The 20,871-nt window shown below is 74.8% G+C and carries 13 protein-coding genes; 4 read left to right on the forward strand and 9 right to left on the reverse strand.

The window, feature by feature from the left end:
- Positions 1–67 precede the first annotated feature (67 nt).
- The 3 genes from ABD981_RS00490 (at position 68) to recQ (ending at position 7,011) form a co-directional block, all read left to right on the forward strand.
- Positions 68–478: a hypothetical protein gene (locus tag ABD981_RS00490; protein ID WP_046910629.1), complete on the forward strand. Its 411-nt coding sequence runs from the start codon at positions 68–70 to the stop codon at positions 476–478.
- The gene (locus ABD981_RS00495; RefSeq protein WP_046910630.1) at positions 475–4,650 is read left to right on the forward strand and encodes a P-loop NTPase family protein; all 4,176 of its coding nucleotides are present in this window, start codon (positions 475–477) and stop codon (positions 4,648–4,650) included. The genes ABD981_RS00490 and ABD981_RS00495 overlap by 4 nt, the downstream gene beginning before the upstream one ends.
- A 315-nt stretch (positions 4,651–4,965) precedes the next feature.
- Positions 4,966–7,011, forward strand: coding sequence for a DNA helicase RecQ (recQ, locus tag ABD981_RS00500; protein ID WP_345527300.1), 2,046 nt, complete (start codon positions 4,966–4,968; stop codon positions 7,009–7,011).
- 135 nt (positions 7,012–7,146) lie between these two features.
- Here recQ and ABD981_RS00505 read toward each other — a convergent pair whose 3' ends face one another.
- The 9 genes from ABD981_RS00505 to ABD981_RS00545 all read right to left on the reverse strand — a co-directional run bounded on the left by ABD981_RS00505 (position 7,147) and on the right by ABD981_RS00545 (position 18,086).
- Positions 7,147–7,644: an SRPBCC family protein gene (locus tag ABD981_RS00505; protein ID WP_046905947.1), complete on the reverse strand. Its 498-nt coding sequence runs from the start codon at positions 7,642–7,644 to the stop codon at positions 7,147–7,149.
- A gap of 95 nt (positions 7,645–7,739) precedes the next feature.
- A complete protein-coding gene (locus tag ABD981_RS00510; RefSeq protein WP_046905948.1) occupies positions 7,740–8,615 on the reverse strand; it encodes a VOC family protein in 876 nt (291 codons plus the stop codon).
- A 104-nt stretch (positions 8,616–8,719) separates the two neighbouring features.
- Entirely contained in the window at positions 8,720–10,426 is a 1,707-nt protein-coding gene (locus tag ABD981_RS00515; protein WP_046905949.1) for a glycosyl hydrolase family 8, read from the reverse strand.
- 544 nt (positions 10,427–10,970) lie between these two features.
- Positions 10,971–13,211, reverse strand: a complete 2,241-nt coding sequence (locus tag ABD981_RS00520) for an MMPL family transporter (protein WP_046905950.1) — start codon at positions 13,209–13,211, stop codon at positions 10,971–10,973.
- A gap of 233 nt (positions 13,212–13,444) precedes the next feature.
- Positions 13,445–14,230, reverse strand: coding sequence for an ABC transporter permease (locus ABD981_RS00525; protein WP_046905951.1), 786 nt, complete (start codon positions 14,228–14,230; stop codon positions 13,445–13,447).
- On the reverse strand, positions 14,227–15,216 hold the full coding sequence (locus ABD981_RS00530; RefSeq protein WP_046905952.1) for an ATP-binding cassette domain-containing protein: 990 nt from the start codon (positions 15,214–15,216) through the stop codon (positions 14,227–14,229). Before ABD981_RS00530 ends, ABD981_RS00525 begins: the two co-directional genes overlap by 4 nt.
- 26 nt (positions 15,217–15,242) lie before the next feature.
- Positions 15,243–16,079 carry a DUF4097 family beta strand repeat-containing protein gene (locus tag ABD981_RS00535; RefSeq protein ID WP_046905953.1) on the reverse strand — a complete coding sequence of 279 codons (837 nt, stop codon included), beginning with the start codon at positions 16,077–16,079 and terminating at the stop codon, positions 15,243–15,245.
- 78 nt (positions 16,080–16,157) lie between these two features.
- Positions 16,158–16,697 (reverse strand): hypothetical protein, encoded by a 540-nt coding sequence (locus ABD981_RS00540; RefSeq protein ID WP_046906061.1) that lies wholly within the window; start codon positions 16,695–16,697, stop codon positions 16,158–16,160.
- A gap of 216 nt (positions 16,698–16,913) precedes the next feature.
- Complete coding sequence (locus tag ABD981_RS00545; protein ID WP_046905954.1) at positions 16,914–18,086, reverse strand: agmatine deiminase family protein; 1,173 nt, start codon at positions 18,084–18,086, stop codon at positions 16,914–16,916.
- 208 nt (positions 18,087–18,294) lie between these two features.
- Here ABD981_RS00545 and ABD981_RS00550 point away from each other — a divergent pair, with 208 nt between their 5' ends.
- Positions 18,295–20,754, forward strand: a complete 2,460-nt coding sequence (locus ABD981_RS00550; RefSeq protein WP_046905955.1) for a penicillin acylase family protein — start codon at positions 18,295–18,297, stop codon at positions 20,752–20,754.
- The last annotated feature ends 117 nt before the right edge of the window (positions 20,755–20,871 follow it).

Raw genomic sequence — 20,871 nt, forward strand, 5'->3', positions numbered from 1 at the left:
CGGGGCGGGACGGTCTCGTTGGGCCGGGCAAGGGCTTCCGGGACCCGCCCGGAGCGGAGGGAGGGCCATGACGGGCGTCGAACTGATCCTGGCGGCGTTGGCGACCGGCGCGGCGGCCGGGGTGTCGGAATCGGCCGGGACCGCCGTCCGCGACGCGTACGCGGGACTCCGGGAGGTGCTCCGGCGCCGCTCGGCCGCCGACTCGGCCGACGGTGCCTCCGGTGCCGACGGTGACGCCGAGACCCGGGAGCTGCTGGAGGCCGAGGAGGTCGAGCCGGGCGTCTGGGAGGCCAGGATGCGCGGACGGCTCCTGGAGACGGGCGCGGACCGGGACGAACGGGTCCTCGCCGCCGCGCGGCTCCTGCTGGAGCGGGCGGACGCGAGCGGAGCGCGGCAGGTCCGCTACGAAGTGAGCGCCGACCAGGCCAAGGGCCTCCAGATCGGCGACCACAACACCCAGACCAACCACTTCTCTTGACCCGCGCCGACGCCGCCGCCGACGACGCCGCGGGTGCCGCCTCCTCCGCCGTGTCGCCGTCCGCCGCCCGCGGCCCGGCCGGCCCCCTGCGGGTCCCCGGTCCCGCGGCCGGCGTCCGGGTCGACGCCTCCCACGCGCGCGGCGTGCAGATCGGCGACGGCGGCGTCCAGACGAACGTCTTCGTCACGGCCGCGCCCGCCGTCCGGTCGGCCTACGCCCACCAGGTGCGGGCCATCGCCCCGCCCGCACTCCTCGACCGTCGACCGGAGCTCGCGGAACTCGCCGCGTTCTGCACCGGGCCCGGCGACGGCGGCTACCTGTGGTGGCGGGCGCCGGCCTGGGCGGGCAAGTCCGCGCTGATGGCCTGGTTCGCCCTGCAACCGCCGCCCGGCGTCCGCGTGGTGTCCTTCTTCGTCACCGGCCGCTTCGCGGGCCACGGCGACCGGACCGGCTTCACCGACGTCGTCCTGGAGCAGCTGGCCGACCTGCTCGACCGGCCCCTGCCGGCGCACCTGTCCGAGGCCACCCGCGGCCCCCACCTCAGTGCCCTCCTCGCCGACGCCGCGGCCCTGTGCCGGGACCGGGGCGAGCGGCTCGTCCTGCTCGTCGACGGCCTCGACGAGGACCGGGGCGCGGTACCCGGGCCGGACGTGCACAGCGTCGCCGCGCTGCTGCCGGTCCGGCCGCCGCACGGGCTGCGGATCGTGGTCGCCGGCCGACCGGACCCGCCGCTGCCGGACGACGTGCCCGACGACCACCCCCTGCGGACCGAGGGGGTCGTCCGGGACCTCGGCATGTCGCCGCACGCGCAGGTCGTACGCCGGGACGCTGAGCGGGAGCTCAAGCGGCTGCTGCACGGCGGCCCGGCCGAGCGGGACCTGCTGGGCCTCGTCACCGCCTCCGGCGGCGGGTTGCGGGCCGCGGACCTGGCGGAGCTCACGGGACTCGACCGGTGGCGGGTCGACGAGCAGCTCGGGGCGGTGACGGCCCGCACGTTCACCCGGGGCGGGGGCCCGGTCCGCGGTGCGGCGGACGAGGACGGCGCCCCGGACGCGTACCTCCTCGCGCACGAGGAACTCCAGGCGGCGGCGTGCCGGTTCCTCGGGCCCCGGCTCGACGGGTACCGGGAGCGCCTGGGCGCCTGGGCGGACGCCTACCGGGCGCGGGGCTGGCCGCCGGACACGCCCGACTACCTGCTGCGGGGCTATCCGGCGATGCTCGCGGACGCCGGCCGGGGGGCCGAGCTCCTGTCCTGCGCCACGGACCGGGCCCGTCACGGCCGCCTGCTGGCCCGGACCGGCGGCGACGCCGCCGCGCTGGCCGAGATCGGCGCCGCGCAGGACGCGGTGCTCGCCCGGGAGGAGCCGGACCTGCGCGAGCTCGGGGTGCTGGCGATCCACCACGGCCTGCTCTCGGCGCGCAACACGGCGCTGCCGTCCGCGCTGCCGGCCGTGTGGGCGGTGCTCGGCGACGTCGCCCGGGCGCGGGCGCTGGCCGGTTCCGCACCGGAGGCCGGGGCGCGGGCCGAGCTGCTGACCGACCTCGTGGAGCGGGCGCTCCACGCGGGGCACGAGGGGTACGCCGTCCGGCTCGCGGAGCGCGTCGAGGCCACGCTCCGGGGCGTGGAGAACGCCTGGCTGCGGGAGAACGCGCTGGTGCGGCTGGCCGCGGCGCTCGCGGGGGCCGGGCTCACGGAGCGGGCGACGGCACTGGCGGGGTCCCTCACCGGAAAGGGGCAGTCCTCCGCGGCACTCCGGCGGATGGCGGAGGCGCTCGCCCGCAGCGGACGGGACCCGCTGCTGCGGGAGCTGATCGAGGCGCACCCCCGGCCCGAGGAGCGCGGGGACGCCTGGCGGCAGGTGGTGGAGGTCTGGGCCGGGCAGGGCCGCCTCGCGGAGACGGAGCGGCTCGCCCTGTCCCTCACCACGCGGGCCCGGACCCTCGCGCTCGAATCCCTGGCCGACGCGCAGGCGAGGGCCGGGCGGTACGAGGAGGCCGAGGCGACGGCCCGCGCGGCGGGCGACGGGTTCGTCGCGCAACGGATCCTGAAGACCCTGGCCGTCCACCTGGCCGGGGCCGGATTCCACGACCGCGCGGAGGCGCTCGTGGAGGGGCTGACCGAGCCGATGCTGCGGCTGTACGGGCTGCACCGGCTCGCGTCGATCGCCGCCGACGCGGCCGCCGCCGCGTCCGGGACGTCCGGCGCGAAGGCGGGACGGGCGGACGCCCTGGACGCGGTGGAGGCTCCGGAGGGGCCGGAGGCGACGGACGCGGCGGATGTCATGGACGCGGTAGACGTGACGCGCGCAGGGGATGCCACGGAGGCGACCGACGTGGCGCTCGCACCGGGTACGGCGCATGCGGTGGATGCGCCGCCCGCACCGGGACCGGCGCACGCGACGGAAGCCGCCGCCCGCCACCGCGCCCGGGCCGCCCGGCTCTGGGCGCGCGCGTGCGCGCTCGCCGACGCGGTGCCGGACGCCCGGAACCGCGCACGGACGTGGACCGACCTGCTGCGCGACGCCGCCCGGGCGGCCGGCCCCGCGGAGCTGCGCCGGCTCGCCGACCGGACCGAGGCGCTGGCCCGTACGGTCCCGGGCCGCTACGGGACGACCCCCGCGCTGGACCACCTGGCGGTGGCGCTCACCCGCGAGGGCGCACACGAGCACGCCGAGGCGGTGCTGGCCACGATGTCCGGCCACGGCGCGGAATCGACGGCGCGGAAGATGGTCGACGCCGCCGTCCGGCGCGGGGACCACGCCCGGGCCGAGGCCCTCGTCCGCGCCGAGGAGGACCCCCGCCTCCGGGACCTGCGGCTGCACACCCTGGTGGACGCGCTGCGCCGGCAGGGCCTGCGGGACCGGGCCACGGCCGCCGCCCGCACGCTCCGCTCGGCGCGGCTCAGGGCGGAGCGGCTGGCCGAACTGGCCCTGGCTGCCGCCGAGGCGGGCGAGCGCGAAGCGGCGGCGGAGCTGGCGGTGGAGGCGGAGCGGGACGCCCGGTCCGTCCTGGACGGCGAGGTGGCGGGCCGCTCCCTGGCAGCGCTGCTCCGCGCCCTGGCCGCGGCCCCCGCCGGCGCGCGCGACCTCGCCCGCATCCGGCTCCTGGCGGGCCGGACGGACGCCGTGGCCGCCCGGCTCGCCGAGGAGCGCCCGCGCGGCGAGCGGCTGGCCGAGCTGGTGGCGGCGCTCTACCGGGCGGGCGAGCACACGGCCGTGGCCCCGGCCCTCCGCCCCGCGCGGCCGGGTACGCGTGCCACGGCCCTCACCGCGCTGGTGCACGAGGCCGGGGAGGCCGGCCGGTCCGCGCAGGTCGAGGAGTTCGCCGAGGCGGCCCTGGACGCGGCGCGCTCCGAGCGCGGGGAGCCGGAGACGGTGCCGCACCTGGTGCGCCGGATCGCCGCCGCGCTCGGCCGGGCCGGTGCGCCGGGCCGGGCCGAGCGGCTGCTGGCCACGGTGGCACACCCCCAGGCGCAGGTCAGGGGCTGGGCCGAGCTGGTGGCGTCGACCCCGCCCGGGGACCGCGCGCGGCTCGTCCGGCTCGCGGACCGCGCGGAGGCCGCCGTCCTGGGTGTACCGGCCTCCAACGACCTGGACGAGGCCCTGCTCCAGCTCGCCGAGGCGCTCGTCGGGGCGGGGCTCGGCGAGCGGGCCGAGGCCGTGGCACGGCCGCTGCTCCATCCCTACGCGAACGACGTCCCCACGACCGTGCGCATCCGGGCCGCCGCGGCCCGCCGGGACGGGGCGGAGGTCGACCGGCTCGCGGGCACGATGCGGTCACCGAGGGGGGTGCTGCGCACGATGACCTCGCTCGCGGTCGCCGCCGCGGGCGACGGTGACCCCGAGAGAGCCCGGGAGTTCCTGCGGGTGGCGACGGCGGCGGGCGTGGGCCCGGAGGACTGGGACGGGCTCGTCGGCCCGGTCGTGGCCGCCCTGGCCGCCGCCGGGGAGACCGCGACGGCCGAGTCCCTGGCGGCGGGCGTTCCGCTGCCCGGCGCCGCGACGCGGATCGGCGCCGCGCTCGCCCGCGACCTCGGACCGGCCCGGGCCCGGCCGCTGCTGGCGCGCGCCCTGCGCGAGGGCGACTGGCGCGACACGGCGGAGGCCCTGGGCGGGCGATGGCCGGACGCGGTGGCGGCGATGACGGACGCCTACCTGGACGGCACGTCCTGAGCGGGCGCGCGACCCCCGGGCCGGCTTTCGGACCAGGCGGGCCCGGCGTGATCCGAAGGACCCGGCCCGGCCCGCTCGGACGAGCCGCGCCGCCGCCCGAGCGCCTCGGTGAGCACGTGGGGGAAGCCCGGCCCCAGGAGGCGGCGGCCGGGCCTGGTGGCGCGGGACCGCCCGGTCCGGTCGGGCACCTCGCCTCCTTCCGGCCGGACGACGGGGCGGCGCCGGCCGGGGAGGCGGACCGGGGCGGTCCCGGAGTTTTCCACAGCTCGCGGCGGACGGTCCGAGGGTGTCGGTCGGGACGGATAGGCTTTTCGAATGGCCCTCACCGACGCTTCCACCGAGACCTCCGACGCCCTGCGGGTGCTGCACCGCGTCTTCGGTTACGGCTCCTTCCGCGGCGAGCAGGAAGAGATCATCGAGCAGGTCGTCGCAGGCGGCGACGCCCTCGTGCTGATGCCGACCGGCGGCGGCAAGTCGCTCTGCTACCAGATCCCGGCGCTCGTCAGAGAGGGCACCGGCGTCGTCATCTCGCCGCTCATCGCGCTGATGCAGGACCAGGTGGACGCGCTCACCGCGCTCGGCGTCCGGGCCGGCTTCCTCAACTCGACGCAGGACGGGTACCAGCGGCAGGAGGTCGAGCGGGCCTTCCTCGCCGACGAGCTGGACATCCTCTACCTGGCGCCCGAGCGGCTGCGTACCGAGGGCATGCAGCGGCTGCTCGACCGGGGCAAGGTCTCGCTCTTCGCGATCGACGAGGCGCACTGCGTCGCCCAGTGGGGCCACGACTTCCGGCCCGACTACCTCGCGCTGTCCATGCTCCACGAGCGCTGGCCCAAGGTGCCGCGGATCGCGCTGACGGCGACGGCCACCGAGGCCACCCACGCCGAGATCGCCGGCCGGCTCGGGCTGCAGGAGGCCCGGCACTTCGTCGCCAGCTTCGACCGGCCGAACATCCAGTACCGCATCGTCCCGAAGAACAGCGCGATGAAGCAGGTGCTGGAGCTCATCCGCACCGAGCACGAAGGGGACGCCGGAGTCGTCTACTGCCTGTCCCGGTCCTCGGTGGAGAAGACCGCCGCCTTCCTCGTGGAGAACGGGGTCGACGCCGTGCCCTACCACGCGGGCATGGACGCGGCCACGCGCGCCGCGAACCAGTCGCGCTTCCTCCGCGAGGACGGCGTCGTCGTGGTGGCCACGATCGCCTTCGGGATGGGCATCGACAAGCCCGACGTGCGCTTCGTGGCCCACCTCGACCTGCCCAAGTCCGTCGAGGGCTACTACCAGGAGACCGGCCGCGCCGGCCGCGACGGGGCCCCGGCCACGGCCTGGCTGGCCTACGGACTGCAGGACGTCGTGCAGCAGCGCAAGCTCATCGACGGCTCCGAGGGCGACGACGCCCACCGCCGTTCCCTCGCGGCGCACCTGGACTCCATGCTCGCGCTCTGCGAGACCGTCGACTGCCGCCGGGTCCGGCTCCTCGCGTACTTCGGCCAGAAGGCCGAGCCGTGCGGCAACTGCGACACCTGCCTGACGCCCGCCGAGTCCTGGGACGGCACGGTCGCCGCGCAGAAGCTGCTGTCCACCGTGTGGCGACTGGCCAAGGAGCGGCGCCAGAAGTTCGGCGCCGGCCAGATCATCGACATCCTCCAGGGCAAGAAGACGGCCAAGGTCATCCAGTTCGACCACGACGCGCTCTCCGTGTTCGGCGTCGGCGCGGACCTGACCACGGCGGAGTGGCGGGGCGTCGTGCGCCAGCTCCTGGCCCAGGGGCTGCTCGCGGTCGAGGGGGACTACGGGACGCTCGTCCTCACGGACGGCAGCGGCGAGGTGCTCGGCGGGCGCCGCACCGTCCCGATGCGCAAGGAGAAGGCCCCGGCCGCCGCGCCCCGCAAGGAGTCGGGTTCCCGCTCCGGCAAGGGCGCCCGCGTGCCGGTCGACCTCCCGGCCGCTGCCGTGCCCGTCTTCGAGGCGCTCCGCGCCTGGCGGGCCGCGGCCGCCCGCGAGCAGGGCGTCCCGGCGTACGTCGTCTTCCACGACGCGACGCTGCGGGAGATCGCGACCCGGCTGCCCACCACGGTCGACGAGCTGGGGACGGTCGGCGGCGTAGGCGAGGCCAAGCTCACCAAGTACGGCCAGGGCGTCCTCGACGCGCTCGCGGAGCACACCGGCGCCGAGCCCGGCCCGTCCGCCGCCGCGGTCCAGCCGGCCGCCCCCGCCCCGGCCCCTGCCGTCGCCCCCGCGGGCGGCGGCGCGCGGGCGGCCCGCCCGGCGCCTCGGCACGACGGGCCGGTCTTCGACCCGGACGAGGAGCCCCCGTTCGACGAGGAGGAGATCGACCCGCCCTGGGACGACTGGCGGTAGGACGAGCGGCGGCGGGAGGACGCGGCGGTGCCGGCTCCCTCGCCGCCCCTGCCGGCGTCCTCGCTCCGGTGCCCGCCCCCTGCCGGCGTCCTCGCTCCGGTGCCCGCCCCTCGTCGGCGTCCTCGCTCGGGTGCCCTACGACCCCGTACGGCCCAGGGTCGCGGTCCCCGCGATCGCGGCCAGGGTGGCGCGCATCCCGGCCCGGTTGACGGCGATCCGGCGGTCCGGGTTCGTGCCCGCGAAGACCGTGCCGAGGAGTTCGGCGACCTTGCCGCGGGCCCCGCCGGTCCGCAGGTCCTGCCAGGACTCGGTGACCCGGGTGCCCGAGCCCTCGGGCTCGAACCGGTAGCCCCAGCGGGCGATCGGCAGCCCGAAGACGCCGACGTCGAAGGTGAACGCCTGGTCCTGCTGGGCCCGGACCACCCGGCCCACCGTGAACCAGACGAAGGGTCCGCGCCGGTTGAGGCCGACGAAGCGCGTCCCGGCCCGCACCGGCCCGCGCGACAGCACCCGCACCGACCGGCACTCCGGGCTCCACCGCCCCATGTTCCGCAGCTCCGACACGAGCCGGTAGACGGACGCCGGAGGCGCGTCGACGACCGTGCTCTCCTCCAGTCTCCACTGCCGTTCCATCGCCCTCACCCTTCGCCGCCGCGCGTCCGGGCGGCCGCCCCGCCCTACTCGCCGGTACGTTAGCGGGTCGGGGCGCCGACCGGGGGCGGGACGGTTCAGCCGTTCGCCTCCGGGGCCAGGACGACGAAGTCCGCGTTGGCCGGGTCGAGACAGACCGCCAGCCTGCCCACCCCCGGCACGTCGGCCGGACCCATCTGGACGCTGCCGCCGTTCGCGGTGACCGCGGCGGCCGTGGCGTCGCAGTCCGTCACGGCGAAGACCGGGTGCCAGTACGGCCGTCCGCCCGCGAGCGCGAGGTCGTCCGGGGAGAGCTCCAGGAGCCCGCCGTGCATGCGCTCGGCCGGGAGACCGGAGGGCGTGATCAGGGTGTACGTGCCCTCGCCGCCCGGCATCTCCATGTCGCTGTACCACCAGCCGAGGACGCTCGCGTAGAACTCCCTGGCCGCCGCGGCGTCGCTCGTGTACAGCTCGGTCCAGGACAGCGAGCCCGGCTCGTCCACCAGTTCGGCGCCCTTGTTCGACCCCGGCTGCCAGACGGCGAACTGGCCGCCCAGGGGGTCGCTGTACTGGGCCATCCGGCCCCACTCGTCGAGGTCCCGGGGCGGCACCCGGACGGTGCCCCCGCCCTGTACGACCGCCTCCGTCGTGGCATCGGCGTCGTCGACGCTGTAGTAGATCATCCAGGCCGAACGCGCCCCCTCCTCCGTGAGGCTGCCGAGCCCGGCGACGATCCTGCCGTCCTTCCGGAACATGCCGCCCTCGAAGTCCTCGGTGGTCCCGGTGTTCTCGGCGCCCGAGTCGGCGCCCGAGCCGGCGTCCGTACCCTCAGCGCCCCCGCCGCCCTCGTCCCCGTCCATCGACTCGTACTCCCAGCCGAACACGGCCCCGTAGAAGGCCGCGGCGGCCGGGACGTCGGGCGCGCCGAGGTCGAGCCAGCAGGGGGAGCCGGGGGAGAAGTCGGTGGTGATCACGGGGCATTCCCTTCGCAGGTCCGGTACCCCCCCGGCACCAGCCTGGCACCCCGGGACGCCGCCCGCCCTTCGGGCGGCGTCACCGGGGGCCGGACGCGGGGCCGCTACGGGACCCAGTGGTTGCCGGACGCCGTGATCATGACCTGGAGCTGGATGCTCGCCGAGAAGTAACTGCTGGTGTCGACCGGCGTCGCCACCATCTTGTTCCACAGCGCGTCGAGCCAGGCCTGGCTGCCCGGGTCGGTCATCGCGGCCAGCGCGAACGGGGCGAAGTAGGCCGCCTCGCTGCCCGAGGAGATCTGGCTCCCGTCGAGCCTGTACCCGACGCCGATCTTGTTCGGGTCGCCGCCGGTCTTGCCCTTGATCCAGCTGTTGAGCTTGCGCGCCGCCGCGAGCGACTTGGCGTCGCCGCTGGTCACCGCGTCGTCGGCGATGCGCCACGGGGTGCGGCAGGCGTTCCACCAGTACGCGCCGTCGTTCGGGTCCTCCAGGACCTTGCCCGGGGCCGGCTTCGGCGTGCTGTTGGTGTTGACGACGAAGTCGGGCAGCAGGCCGGTGTTCGGCGCGTACTTGCTCTGCAGGTTCGCGATCTGGTTCTGGTGGGCGGTGCGGACGGTGTCCCAGGCGGCGTCGCCGCTCGCCGCGCGGAAGGCGCGGAAGTGGTCGACCATCCAGTCCGAGGTGCGGGTGACGTAGTAGTGCTCGTCGCCCTGGCCGCTCCAGTCGCCCAGCTTCAGCAGGTTGGTCGAGGGGTTGAGCTCGTCCTTCTTGATCGCGGCGATGTGCTTGAGGGCCAGCGCCTTGTAGTCGTACGTCCCCGAGCTGCCCCACTGCCGGTCCGCCAGCAGCAGGCCGTAGGCGACGTCCATGTCGCCGTCGGTGGCCCCGTCGCTCCCGTCGACGCTCTTGCAGGAGGCGTCCTGTTCGGCGGCGAGCAGGTCCCGGTTGACGGAGGAGGGATGGTCGATCATCCACTTCGTCAGGCCGTCGAAGATCTTCTTCGCGTCGGGGTCCGCGCCGGCCATGGTCGCCGCGATGACCATCCCGTAGCCCTGCGCCTCGCCGACGTAGGGGTGGTCGGCGTCCGGCGATATCACCTGGTACCAGCCGTTGCCGCAGTTCTGCCGGAGGAAGGCGGCCTTCCACTTGGCGTAGTAGTCGATCACCTTCTGGTCGAGCGCGGCCTGCGTGCCGCTCGGCCTCAGCGTCCCGGCGACGTACGGCCGGGTATGGCTGCCGAACGGCACGCCGGGGCCGGGGCCGGGGCCGGGGCCGGGACCGCCCGTCCCGGTGCCGTAGACCTCGAACTCCCACAGGGAGTACCCGTACGCGGTGCCGCGCGCGGTGCCGTACAGGCGGATGTAGCGTCCCGTTCCGTTGACCGTCAGGTCGTCGGTGCCGCCGTCGCCCGCAGTGGTGGAGTAGACGTCCGTCCAGGCGGAGCCGTCGTCGGAGGTCTGGATCCGGTACGTCTTGCCGTACGCGGCCTCCCAGTTGAGCTTCACCCGGGAGATCGTGCGGCCGGCGCCCAGGTCGATGCGGATCCACTGCGGGTCCGTGCCCTCCTGACTGGCCCACCGCGTACCGGTGTTGCCGTCCACCGCGCGCCCGGCGTCGAATCCGGAGCCCTCGACGGAGGAGGCGGTGGTGGGGCGGCCCGACGAGATCAGGGCCGGGGCGTCCGCGCCGGCGGCCGGGCCGCCGAGGGCGGTGACCCCGGTGAGGGCGGTGGCGGCGACGGCGAGGCCCGCGAGGGGGCGGCGCCATCGGTGGGAGGAGTGCGCGGAACGGTGCTGATGTGCCTGTGACATCGGGCGTCCTCGGGTGAAGTGGTGCACCAGTGTGGGCTGGGTCGCGTTCCGTTCGGCACGGAAGCGCACGGAAGCGCGATGGTCAGGAAACATTCCTAACCATTGCGCGAGGAGACTAGAGACCCGCGCGCGGCCGCGCAAGGCCGCCGACGACGGTCAGCACACCTTCCGGTACGGGATGCCGGGCAGGTGCGTCCGCCAGTCCTCCGGCGACAGCTCGCCGCCCGCACGCCCGCACACCGACACCGCCGATCGCCCGGGGTCCACCGGGGTGGACCGGACGCCGCTGTGCCTTCCCACGCTGTGCACCGCGCGGCCATCCGGAGTGAAGGCCACGGCCACGATCCCGTCACCCGGCGTCGGGAGCGGGGAGCCCAGCGGCCGGCCCGACGGCACGTCCCAGAGCTGGAGCGTGCCGGCGCCCCCCCCGCGACGGCGAGGGTCGTGCCGTCGGGGGAGAACGCCGGCGCCGTCACGGCCTCGACGGTGCCCAGCCGGGCCGCGTGCCCGGTGCCCGGCAGGGAGCGCCCCTCCGCGCGTCCGCTCAGCCCACCGGGTGCCGCTCCCGCGCGGCGTCCGCCGGCACGGCCCCCTCGGCCCGGGCCGGCCGCTCGCCCTCGACGTCGAGGTCCGGCAGGAGCCGGTCGAGCCAGCGGGGCAGCCACCACGCGGACCTGCCGAGCAGGGCGAAGAGGGCCGGCACGATCGCCATCCGGACCACGAAGGCGTCGAAGAGGACGGCGGCGGCGAGACCGAAGCCGATCATCTTGACGAAGTCGTTCTCCTCCAGGACGAAGCCGGAGAAGACGCCGGCCATGATGACCGCGGCGGCGCCGACGACCCGGCCGCCGTACCGGAAGCCGGTGACGACGGCCTCGCCCGGCCGGGCGCCGTGGACGTACGCCTCGCGCATCCGGGACACCAGGAAGACCTCGTAGTCCATCGCCAGCCCGAAGACCACACCGATCATGAAGATCGGCAGGGTGCTCATCACCGGGCCGGGGTGGTCGACGCCGAACAGCTCGGCGAGCCAGCCCCACTGGAAGACGGCCACGACGGCGCCGAGGGCCGCGCCCACCGACAGCAGGAAGCCCAGGGCCGCCTTGAGCGGGACGAGCACGGAGCGGAAGACCAGCATCAGCAGCAGGAAGGCCAGGCCGACCACCAGCGCGAGGTAGGGCAGCAGCGCGTCGTCGAGGGTCCGGGAGAAGTCGATGAACATCGCGGTCTGGCCCGCGACCAGGATCTCCGTGGCGCCCGTCCGGGTCTCCAGGCCCCCGGCCGCCGTGCGCAGGGAGCGCACCAGCTCCTCGGTCCTGGCCTCGGTCGGCCCCGTCGCGGGGACGACGGTCACCAGCGCCGTGTCACCGCCCGGGTTCGCCGTCACGGGGGAGACGGTCGCGACGCCGGGGAACCCTTCCAGGGCCGTGCGCACCCGCTCCGCCGCCGCCTTCGCGTCCTTCGCCTGGACGGTGACCGTGAGCGGGCCGTTGAAGCCGGGGCCGAAGGAGTCCGACAACAGGTCGTACGCCTTGCGCTGGGTGGTGTCCGGGGCCATGGTGCCCTCGCCCGGCAGCCCCAGTTCGAGGCTCGCCGCCGGTACGGCGACGGCGCCGAGGCCGAGGACGCCGACCAGCAGCACGGCGACCGGGTGACGCAGCACGAGTCCGGCCCAGCGGGCGCCCAGGTGGGGCTTGGTGCGGGCCGCGCGCCGGGCGGCCCGGCGCTGCTGACGCTCCGACAGCGGCTTGCCGGTGTACTGCTTGCGGTCCCGGCGGGCGAGCACCCGGACGGGGGCGAAGCCGAGGAGGGCGGGGACGAGGGTGAGGGCGACGAGGACGGCCACGGCGACGGTCCCGGCCGCGGTCAGACCCATCTTCGTGAGCATCGGGACGTTCACCACCGCGAGCCCGGACAGGGCGATGACCACGGTGAGCCCGGCGAAGACGACGGCCGAACCGGCGGTGCCCACGGAGCGGGCCGCGGCCTCGGCGCGCTCCCGCCCCTCGGCGATCTCGGAGCGGTAGCGGGAGACGATGAACAGCGCGTAGTCGATGCCGACCGCGAGGCCGATCATCATCGCGAGCGTCGAGGCCGTGGACGACAGGCCGAGGGTGCTGCCGAGCGCCGTGATGGCGCCGATGCCGATGCCCACCCCGATGACCGCCGTCAGCAGCGGCATGCCGGCGGCCACCAGCGAACCGAAGGTGAGCAGCAGGACCACGGCCGAGACGAGGATGCCGAGCTTCTCGCCCGTACCGCTCATCGCCTGCTCGATCTTGACGGCGTCCCCGCCGGCCTCGACGGTGAGCCCGGCCCCGCGGGCCCGCTCCATCGCCCGGGCGAGACCGTCGTGCGCCGCGTCGGTGAGCTCGGTCGCGGACGCCTGGTACGTGACGTACGCGTAGCCGGTCGTACGGTCGGAGCTGACCGCGTGCGTCGTGAACGGGTCTGCCACGGCGGCCACTTGCGGTGCCCGGGCCAGGTCGGCGACGAGCGCCTCGACCTGTGCTCGGCGCTCGGGGGAGGTGAGCCGCTCGGCGCCGGGGGCGCGGATGACGACCCGGGCGGCGGCGCCGTCGGCGCGGGCCGCCGGGAACCTCTCCTGGAGCAGGTCGAAGGCCTTCTGGGACTCCGTCCCCGGCATCGAGAAGGTGTCGGCGGGAGGGGGCGGGGCGGAGGAGGCGGCGAAGCCCGTGCCGACCAGGGCGAGGAGCCACAGGAGGACGACCAGGCCCCGCCTTCGGAAGGCGAAGCGGCCGAGCCGGGAGAGGAAGGTAGCCACGGAGGTGGGTCCTGTCGGGTGAGGAGGGTCTGTGGTGGTGGGCGTGCGGGCAGCACGGGGCGTCCCGACGGCGCGCGGCGCGCGCGGGAGCGGTGGTGCGGGAGGAGGCGTGCGGGAGGAGGGCGCGGAGGGATGAGTCGAACTCCACTACCCGTGCTGCCCGTTGGCGCGGCGGCGAGGCCGGGCGGGGTGAGCCGTGTCGTTCCGGTGCCGGGGGCGGAGCGCCCCGGCGGTCAGCGCTTGGCCGTGCGGCCGAAGGCGGAGCGGGCCCAGAGGTAGCCGGCGAGGCTGAGGCCGAGGCACCAGGCGAGGGCGAGGTAGCCGCTGTTGCCGATCCCGGTGCCCATGAGGAGCCCGCGCAGGGTCTCGATGACGGGGGTGAAGGGCTGGTACTCGGCGAACCAGCGCAGCCCGGTCGGCATGGAGTCGGTCGGGACGATGGCGCTGCCCAGGAAGGGCAGGAAGGTCAGCGGCAGGGGTGCGTTGCTGGCCGACTCGGGGGTCTTCGCCACCAGGCCCATGCCGGCGGCGAGCCAGGTGAGGGCGAGGACGAGCAGGGTCAGCATGCCGATGACGGCGAGCCATTCGACGGGAGAGGCGTTGGGCCGGAAGCCGATGGCGAGGGCGACCCCGATGACCAGGGCGACGGCGATCAGGGTCTGGATCACGCTGCCGACGACGTGCCCGGTGAGGAACGCGGCGCGGGATATCGACATGGTGCGGAAGCGGTTGACGATCCCCTCGGTCATGTCGACGCAGACGCCGACCGCCGTGGCGACCGCGCCGGCGGTCGCGGCCATGAGGATGATGCCGGGCGCGACGTAGTCGATGTACGCGCCGCCTCCGGCGCCGGAGATCCCGGCGCCGATGGCGCCGCCGAAGGCGTAGTTGAACAGCAGCAGCATCATCACGGGCATGATGACGGTGGAGACGGTCATCGACGGATAGCGCTGCGCGTGTTTGAGGTTCCGCCGCAGCATGGTCAGGGAGTCGCTGACGGCGTAGCTGAGGGTGCTCATCGGGCCATCTCCGTCGTGGAGTCGGGCGTCCCGTGACCGGTGAGGGTCAGGAACACGTCGTCGAGGTCGGGCGTGTGCACGGTGAGCGACTCGGCCCGCAGCCCGGCGCCGTCGAGGACGTCGAGGACGGCCCGCAGGGTCGGTATGCCGCCGTCGCTGGGGACGCGGAGGGTGAGTTCCTCGGGGTCGCGGGCCGCGGCGCCGAAGTGGCGGGCGGCGGCGTCGAGTTCCGCGAGTCCGGCGAAGCCGAGCCGGATGTGGCCGCCGGGGATCAGCCGCTTGAGCTCGTCGGGGGTGCCCTCGGCGACCAGTCGGCCCCGGTCGAGGACGGCGATGCGGTCGGCGAGCTGGTCGGCCTCCTCCAGGTACTGGGTGGTGAGGAAGAGGGTGACGCCCTGCTCGGTGACGAGCCCGCGGATGATCTCCCACATGGTGCGGCGGCTGCGGGGGTCGAGACCCGTGGTCGGTTCGTCGAGGAAGATGATCCGCGGGTCGCCGACCAGGGTCATCGCGAGGTCGAGCTTGCGGCGCATGCCGCCGGAGAGGGTGGAGACCGGCTTGCGGGCGGCCTCGGTGAGTTCGAACCGCTCCAGGAGACCGGCGGCCCGGCGGCGGCCCTCGGGCCGGGGCAGGTGCCGCAGGTCCGCCATCAGGAGCAGGTTCTCCTCGGCGGTCAGGAGGTTGTCGACGGCGGCGAACTGGCCGGTGACGCCGATCGCGGAGCGAACGCCCTCGGGCCGCTCGGCGAGGTCGTGTCCTGCGACGCGGGCCCGCCCGGCGTCGGGTTCGACGAGGGTCGAGAGGATCTCGACGGTGGTGGTCTTGCCGGCCCCGTTGGGGCCGAGGAGGGCGAAGACCGTGCCCTCGGGGATGCTGAGGTCGATGCCGGCCAGGACGATCTTGTCGCCGTACGACTTGTGCAGACCGTGGGCGGAGATGGCGGGCGGGGCCGTGGTGGCGGCCCGGCCGGTGGTGGTCGCGGTCATGGGCTGCGCTCTCCCTTCCGGGGAGGTCAGGCGCGGCGGATCACGATGTCGCCGACGCTGGTGCGGGCGTGGATCTCGACGGTGCCGTCGGTGGTGCCGGGGTTCTCGGCGGCGTCGAGGGAGTTGCGGAGCGTGCCGAACTTGGAGTGGACGTCCAGCCAGGCGGCGGTGGACTCGCGGATGCCGATCTCCAGGTCGCCGACGGAGGTCTGGAGGTTGATGACGCCGCGGGCCACCTGCTGCACCCCGATGGCGCCGTTGGCGGACTTGGCGTCGACGGAGGAGTGCGCGACGCCGATCGTGATGCGCCCGTTGGACGCGTTGGCCCTGAGGTGGCCGGTGATCTCGCCGATCACGGTCTCGCCGTTCCCGTTCTTGACGGTGGCGGCCCCCTCGATCTCGCCGATGTCGACGCGGCCCGAGCCGTGGATCTCGGCGTCGCCGACGGCGCGGTCGACGCGGATGTCGCCGAAGCCGGTGCGCAGGTCCACGACGCCGGCCTCGTCGAGGCGGATGTCGCCGAAGGAGGTCTTGATCCGGCACTCGCCGAGCGGCCCCTCCGCCACGTAGTCCCCCATGGGCGCGGTGCTGCGGAGGTGCGATCCGGCGGGGAGCTCGACGGTCACGTCGATCGAGCCCTGCTTGCCGAACAGGCCCCGCTTCTTGGGGCCCTTGAGGGCGAGGACGCCGTTGGCGTACGTGACCGTGGTCTGCTGCGCGGCCCGCGCGTCGGCGTCGTCGGCCCCGTTGCTGGGCTGCACCTCGACGACCGTGGTGCCGCGCTTGCTCGCGGTGAGCCGCACGTTGGCGACCTCGAACTCGAGGACCGCGGTGATGGGCTCGGGGGTGTCGTAAGAAGGCATGGCTGTCCCGTCCTCTTGACTCTGGTGGATGTTTCCGCAGGTGGGGCGCTGTGCGTGGGGGAGGGGCGAGGACTTCGGCTAGCGCACCCAGCCCTGGTAGCTCTGTCCGTGGCCCGAGGCGCGGGGGGCCGGTCTGGCCGGGGCGGCGCCCGGCTCCAGGGCGAGGCCCACCGCCCGGACGAGCCAGGCGTTGACGGACAGGCCGTCCCGGCCGGCCGCCTCCTCGACGCGGGCCTTCAACGGTGCGGGGAGCCGGAAGTTGATGCGGGCCGTGGCCCCGTCCTCGGCGTCCGCGACCGATGGCGCCACGGGTGCCGCCGGTGGCGCCATCGGCGTGGTCAGGCTGGCGGGCTCCACGGCGAGGGACTCGGTGGCCGGCGGGGCGGTCACCACGAACTCGGGGTCGAGCCCCCGCAGCCGCACGTCCACCGAGCCCGGGGCCAGGTCCCGGGTGATCTCGTCCGAGGCGGCGGACAGCGCGTTCAGCAGGGTCAGCCGGGCGGCCGACTCCAGGGGCGCGGTGAGCCGCTCGGCCAGGGCGCGGGCCTCGTCCCCGCCGGCGCTGGCGGCGACCGCGAGCTCCCGGCGGAGGTGATCGACGAAGGGGGTCAGGTCCATGTGCACCATAGTGGCACCAGGATGGCGCCATGGCAAGTCATTGTGGCGCCATGTGGCTCCGAATGGCGCGTGGCGGCGACGCACGTGGCGCCAGAAGGTGCCGCATGGCGCCACGTGGCGCCAGGGGCGAGCGCCGCCCCGGCCGCCGCGCGAGCCCTGCAGCGCCCGGGCGAGGCCCACGCGAGGTTCGCGGTCAGGCCGCCCGTGGGCCGCCCGTCAGGCCGCCGGCTTCCCCGGCTGGTCGTGCGTGGCGCAGTGGATGCCGCCGCCGCCGGAGGCGATGGTGTCGATCTGCAGCTGCACGACCTCCCGCTCGGGGAAGTGCTCCTGGAGGATCGCCTTGGCCCGGGCGTCCGCCTGCGCGTCGCCGAACTTCGGCAGGAAGACCGAGTCGTTGGCGACGTAGAAGTTGGCGTAGCTGGACACGAAGTCCCGGCCCTCCCCGGTGATCTTGTCCAGGTCGGGCTGGGGCAGGTCGACGATCTCGAAGCGGCGGCCCCGGGCGTCGGTCGCCCGGGAGAGCACCGAGCGGGCCTGGTCGGCCGAGCGGGACCAGGAGTCCGGGGGAGTGCCCGGGAACGCCTGGTCGAGGAGGACCACGCCGGGTGCGGTGAACCGTACGAGGCTGTCCACGTGGGCGTCGGTGATGTCCTCGCCGCGGACGCCGGCCAGCCAGACCACCTTCCGCACGCCCAGGAGCTCGATCAGCTCCGCCTGGATCTGGTCCCGGCTCTTCCCCGGGTTGCGGTTCACGTTGACGATCGAGCTCTCGGTGATGAGCAGGGTGCCCTCGCCGTCGGTCTCGAAGGAGCCGCCCTCGGCGACCAGCGGGGCCTGCTCACGGGGGATGTGGTAGCGGGCGAGCAGCTTGCGGCCCACCTGGGCGTCGTTGGCGTGCTCCTGCTTGTCGCCCCAGCCGTTGAAGTTGAAGTCCACGCCGATGAGCTCGCGGTCGTCCTCGACGAAGACGGGCACGGTGTCCCGGGCCCACAGGTCGTCGACCGGGAGCGGGATGACCTCGACCTGCGAGCCGCAGGCCTGCTGCGCCGCCGCCACCTGCTCGGGGCGGGCCATCATCACCACGGCCTCGAACTCCGCGACGGCGCGGGCGATGCCGGCGATGTCCTCCCGTACCGACGGCAGGTCCTCCCCCCAGACGGAGGCGAGGGCCGGCCAGGACATGAAGGTACGGGTGTGGCTCTCCCACTCGGCGCCGAACCGGCGCTTCCCGCCCGCTCCGACGGTGGCGGCCGGGCTGCTCGGCGCCGTCGAGGCTCCGGAGCCGGCCGCGCCGTCCGGGCCGCAGGCCGTGGCGCCGAGGGCGACGGCCCCGCCGAGGCCGGCGAGGGTGCGCAGGGCGGTGCGCCGGGTGGGGAAGGGGAGGGACACCTGTGCTCCGATCACGGGATCGCGACGCTAACCGACGGCGCGGGGCGGCGCGCGGCGGCGCGCGCGGCGGGGGCCGCCGTGCGCCCCGGCTTCACACGGGCGGCCGTGTCATCGGGATTTCATCGCCCCTCCCTAGCCTGACCGCGTTCGGACGAGGGCCGCAGCACGGGCCGCTCGGCAGACCGCTACCCAGGGGAAGGACGGCTCGATGGCACGGAGGAGCGCACGGGCGAGACTGCCGATGGTGGTCATGGCCGCCGTGGCCGTGATGAGCACGACGGCGGTCGCCGGACCGCCCGCCGCCGCGGACGCGGGGCCGGACAAGCCGACGATCCGTTACACGGAGTACGGGATCCCGCACATCATCGCCTCCACCTGGGAGGGGCTGGGGAAGGGCTACGGCTACGCGGCGGCCAAGGACAACATCTGCACCCTGGCCGGCACCTACCTGATGGTCGACGCCCAGCGGTCCCGCTACCTCGGGCCCGAGGGCAGGGCCAGCCCCGGCCAGAACCAGAACGGCACCACCAACCTCAACAGCGACCTGTACTTCCAGCGGATCAACGACGACCGGGTGGTGGAGCGGCTGCTCGACCGGCCGGCCCCCGACGGGCCCGAGCCGGAGGTCAAGGAGGCGATCCGCGGCTACGTGCAGGGGTACAACCGGTACCTGGCCGAGACGGGCGTGGACGGCATCACCGACCCCGCCTGCAAGGGTGCGGCCTGGGTCCGGCCGATCACGGAGCTCGACGTCTACCGGCACGCGCACGCCGAGATCATCATGGGCGCCGCCGACCCCCTGCTCGACGGCCTGGTGACCGCCGCGCCGCCCGGAGCGTCGGCCACCGCCGGGGCGAAGGCGCCGACCGCCGCGCAGCGCGCGAAGACCGCCCGGAGGATCCGCGACGCGATGGCGGCGAGCCGCCGCGACAGCATGGGCAGCAACGCGCTGGCGGTCGGCTCCCAGGGCGTGTCCGGCGGCACCAGCATGCTGCTCGCCAACCCCCACTTCCCGTGGCAGGGCAAGAACCGCATGTGGCAGAGCCAGCTGACCATCCCCGGCAAGGTCAACGTCTCCGGCGCCAGCCTGCTCGGACTGCCCGCGGTGAACATCGGGCACAACGACGACGTCGCCTGGAGCCACACCGTCGCCACGGTCGCGCCCTTCGGCCTCTTCGACGTCCAGGTCGACCCGCTGAACCCGACGTACTACCTGGTCGACGGCGCCTGGCAGAAGATGACCTCCCAGCAGGTCTCCGTCGAGGTGCTGAACCCGGACGGCTCCGTCGGCAAGGTCTCCAGGACCCTGTGGTCCACCCGGTACGGACCCGTCACCGCCTCGGTCCAGGGCATCGCGCTGCCCTGGGTGGTCAGCGCCCACGCCGTACGCGACGTGAACAGGGACAACCTGCGGGCCCTGAACACCTGGTTCCACCTCGACCGGGCCAAGGACGTCCACGACGTGGTGAACACCCTGGAGACCACCCAGGGCGTCCCCTTCTTCAACACCGTCGCCTCCGACCGCAAGGGCAACGCGCTCTACGCGGACATCCAGGCCACCCCGAACATCACCGACGAGCACGCCCGGTCCTGCCTCACCGAGACCGGCAAGCTCCTCTTCAACCAGGCCCTCCGGCTGCCCAACGTCCCGCCGGTCTCCATCCTCGACGGCAAGCGCAGCGCCTGCGACTGGCCGGACGACCCCGACGCGGTCGCGCCCGGCCTCCTGGACCCGCACGACCAGCCGCGCCTGATCCGCTCGGACTTCGTCGGCAACGCCAACGACAGCGCCTGGCTGGCCAACCCCGAACAGCCGCTGTCCTTCCCCCGGGTGATGGGCGACACGGCGGCGCCCCGGTCGCTGCGCACCCAGGAGCTGATCCTGACCGCGCGGAACCGGATCGACGGCACCGACGGGCTGCCGGGCCGCGGCTTCACGCCGGAGACCATGCGGCAGCTGCTGTTCGCCGACAACAGCCGGGCCGCCGACCTGGCCCTGAACGCCACCGTGAAGGCCTGCCAGGACACCCCCTTCGGACTCGTCCTGGTCGACGGCAACCTGGTCGACATCCGCGAGGCCTGCCCGGTCCTGGCCGCCTGGAAGAGCCACGACTTCACCCTCGACAGCCGGGGCTCCTGGCTGTTCGAGAACTACTGGTTCCAGCTGGCCGGCGGCAAGGGGATCGAGTCGCTGCCCTGGAAGGTGCCGTTCGACCCCAAGGACCCGGTCCACACGCCCAACTCGCTCGACCCCGGGAACAACGCCGTCCGCGACTCGCTCGCGCGCGCGGTCTTCGCGATGCGCAAGGCCGGCATCCCGCTGAACGCGGCCCTGTCGGACGTCCAGAAGGTCACCCGCAACGGCGAGCAGATCCCGATCCACGGTTCGCTCCACGAACTGGGCGTGCTGAACGTCGTCACCCCCGGCCTGGTCGACGGGAAGTTCGACATCGCCTTCGGGACCAGCTTCGTGCAGCAGGTGCGGTTCACCGCCGACGGCCCGCCCCAGGCCTCCTCCGTCCTGGCCTACTCCCAGTCGGCCGACCCGACCTCGCCCCACCACGCCGACCAGACCCGGCTCTTCTCGGCCGGCCAGTGGGTGACCGAGCGCTACACCGAGGAACAGATCGCGGCCTCACCGGCCCTGCGGGTCAAGGTCCTGGACTGAGACCACCCGTCCGCCGGGGCCCGCCCGGCGGACACCACGCGACGCCGACCCACGAGGGGGAACGACAGTGAGCAGGACGAGAAGGACGGGAAGGACCCGGCACACCTGGCGGCGGCT

The sequence above is a fragment of the Streptomyces showdoensis genome (assembly GCF_039535475.1).
GTDB classification, from domain to species: domain Bacteria; phylum Actinomycetota; class Actinomycetes; order Streptomycetales; family Streptomycetaceae; genus Streptomyces; species Streptomyces showdoensis.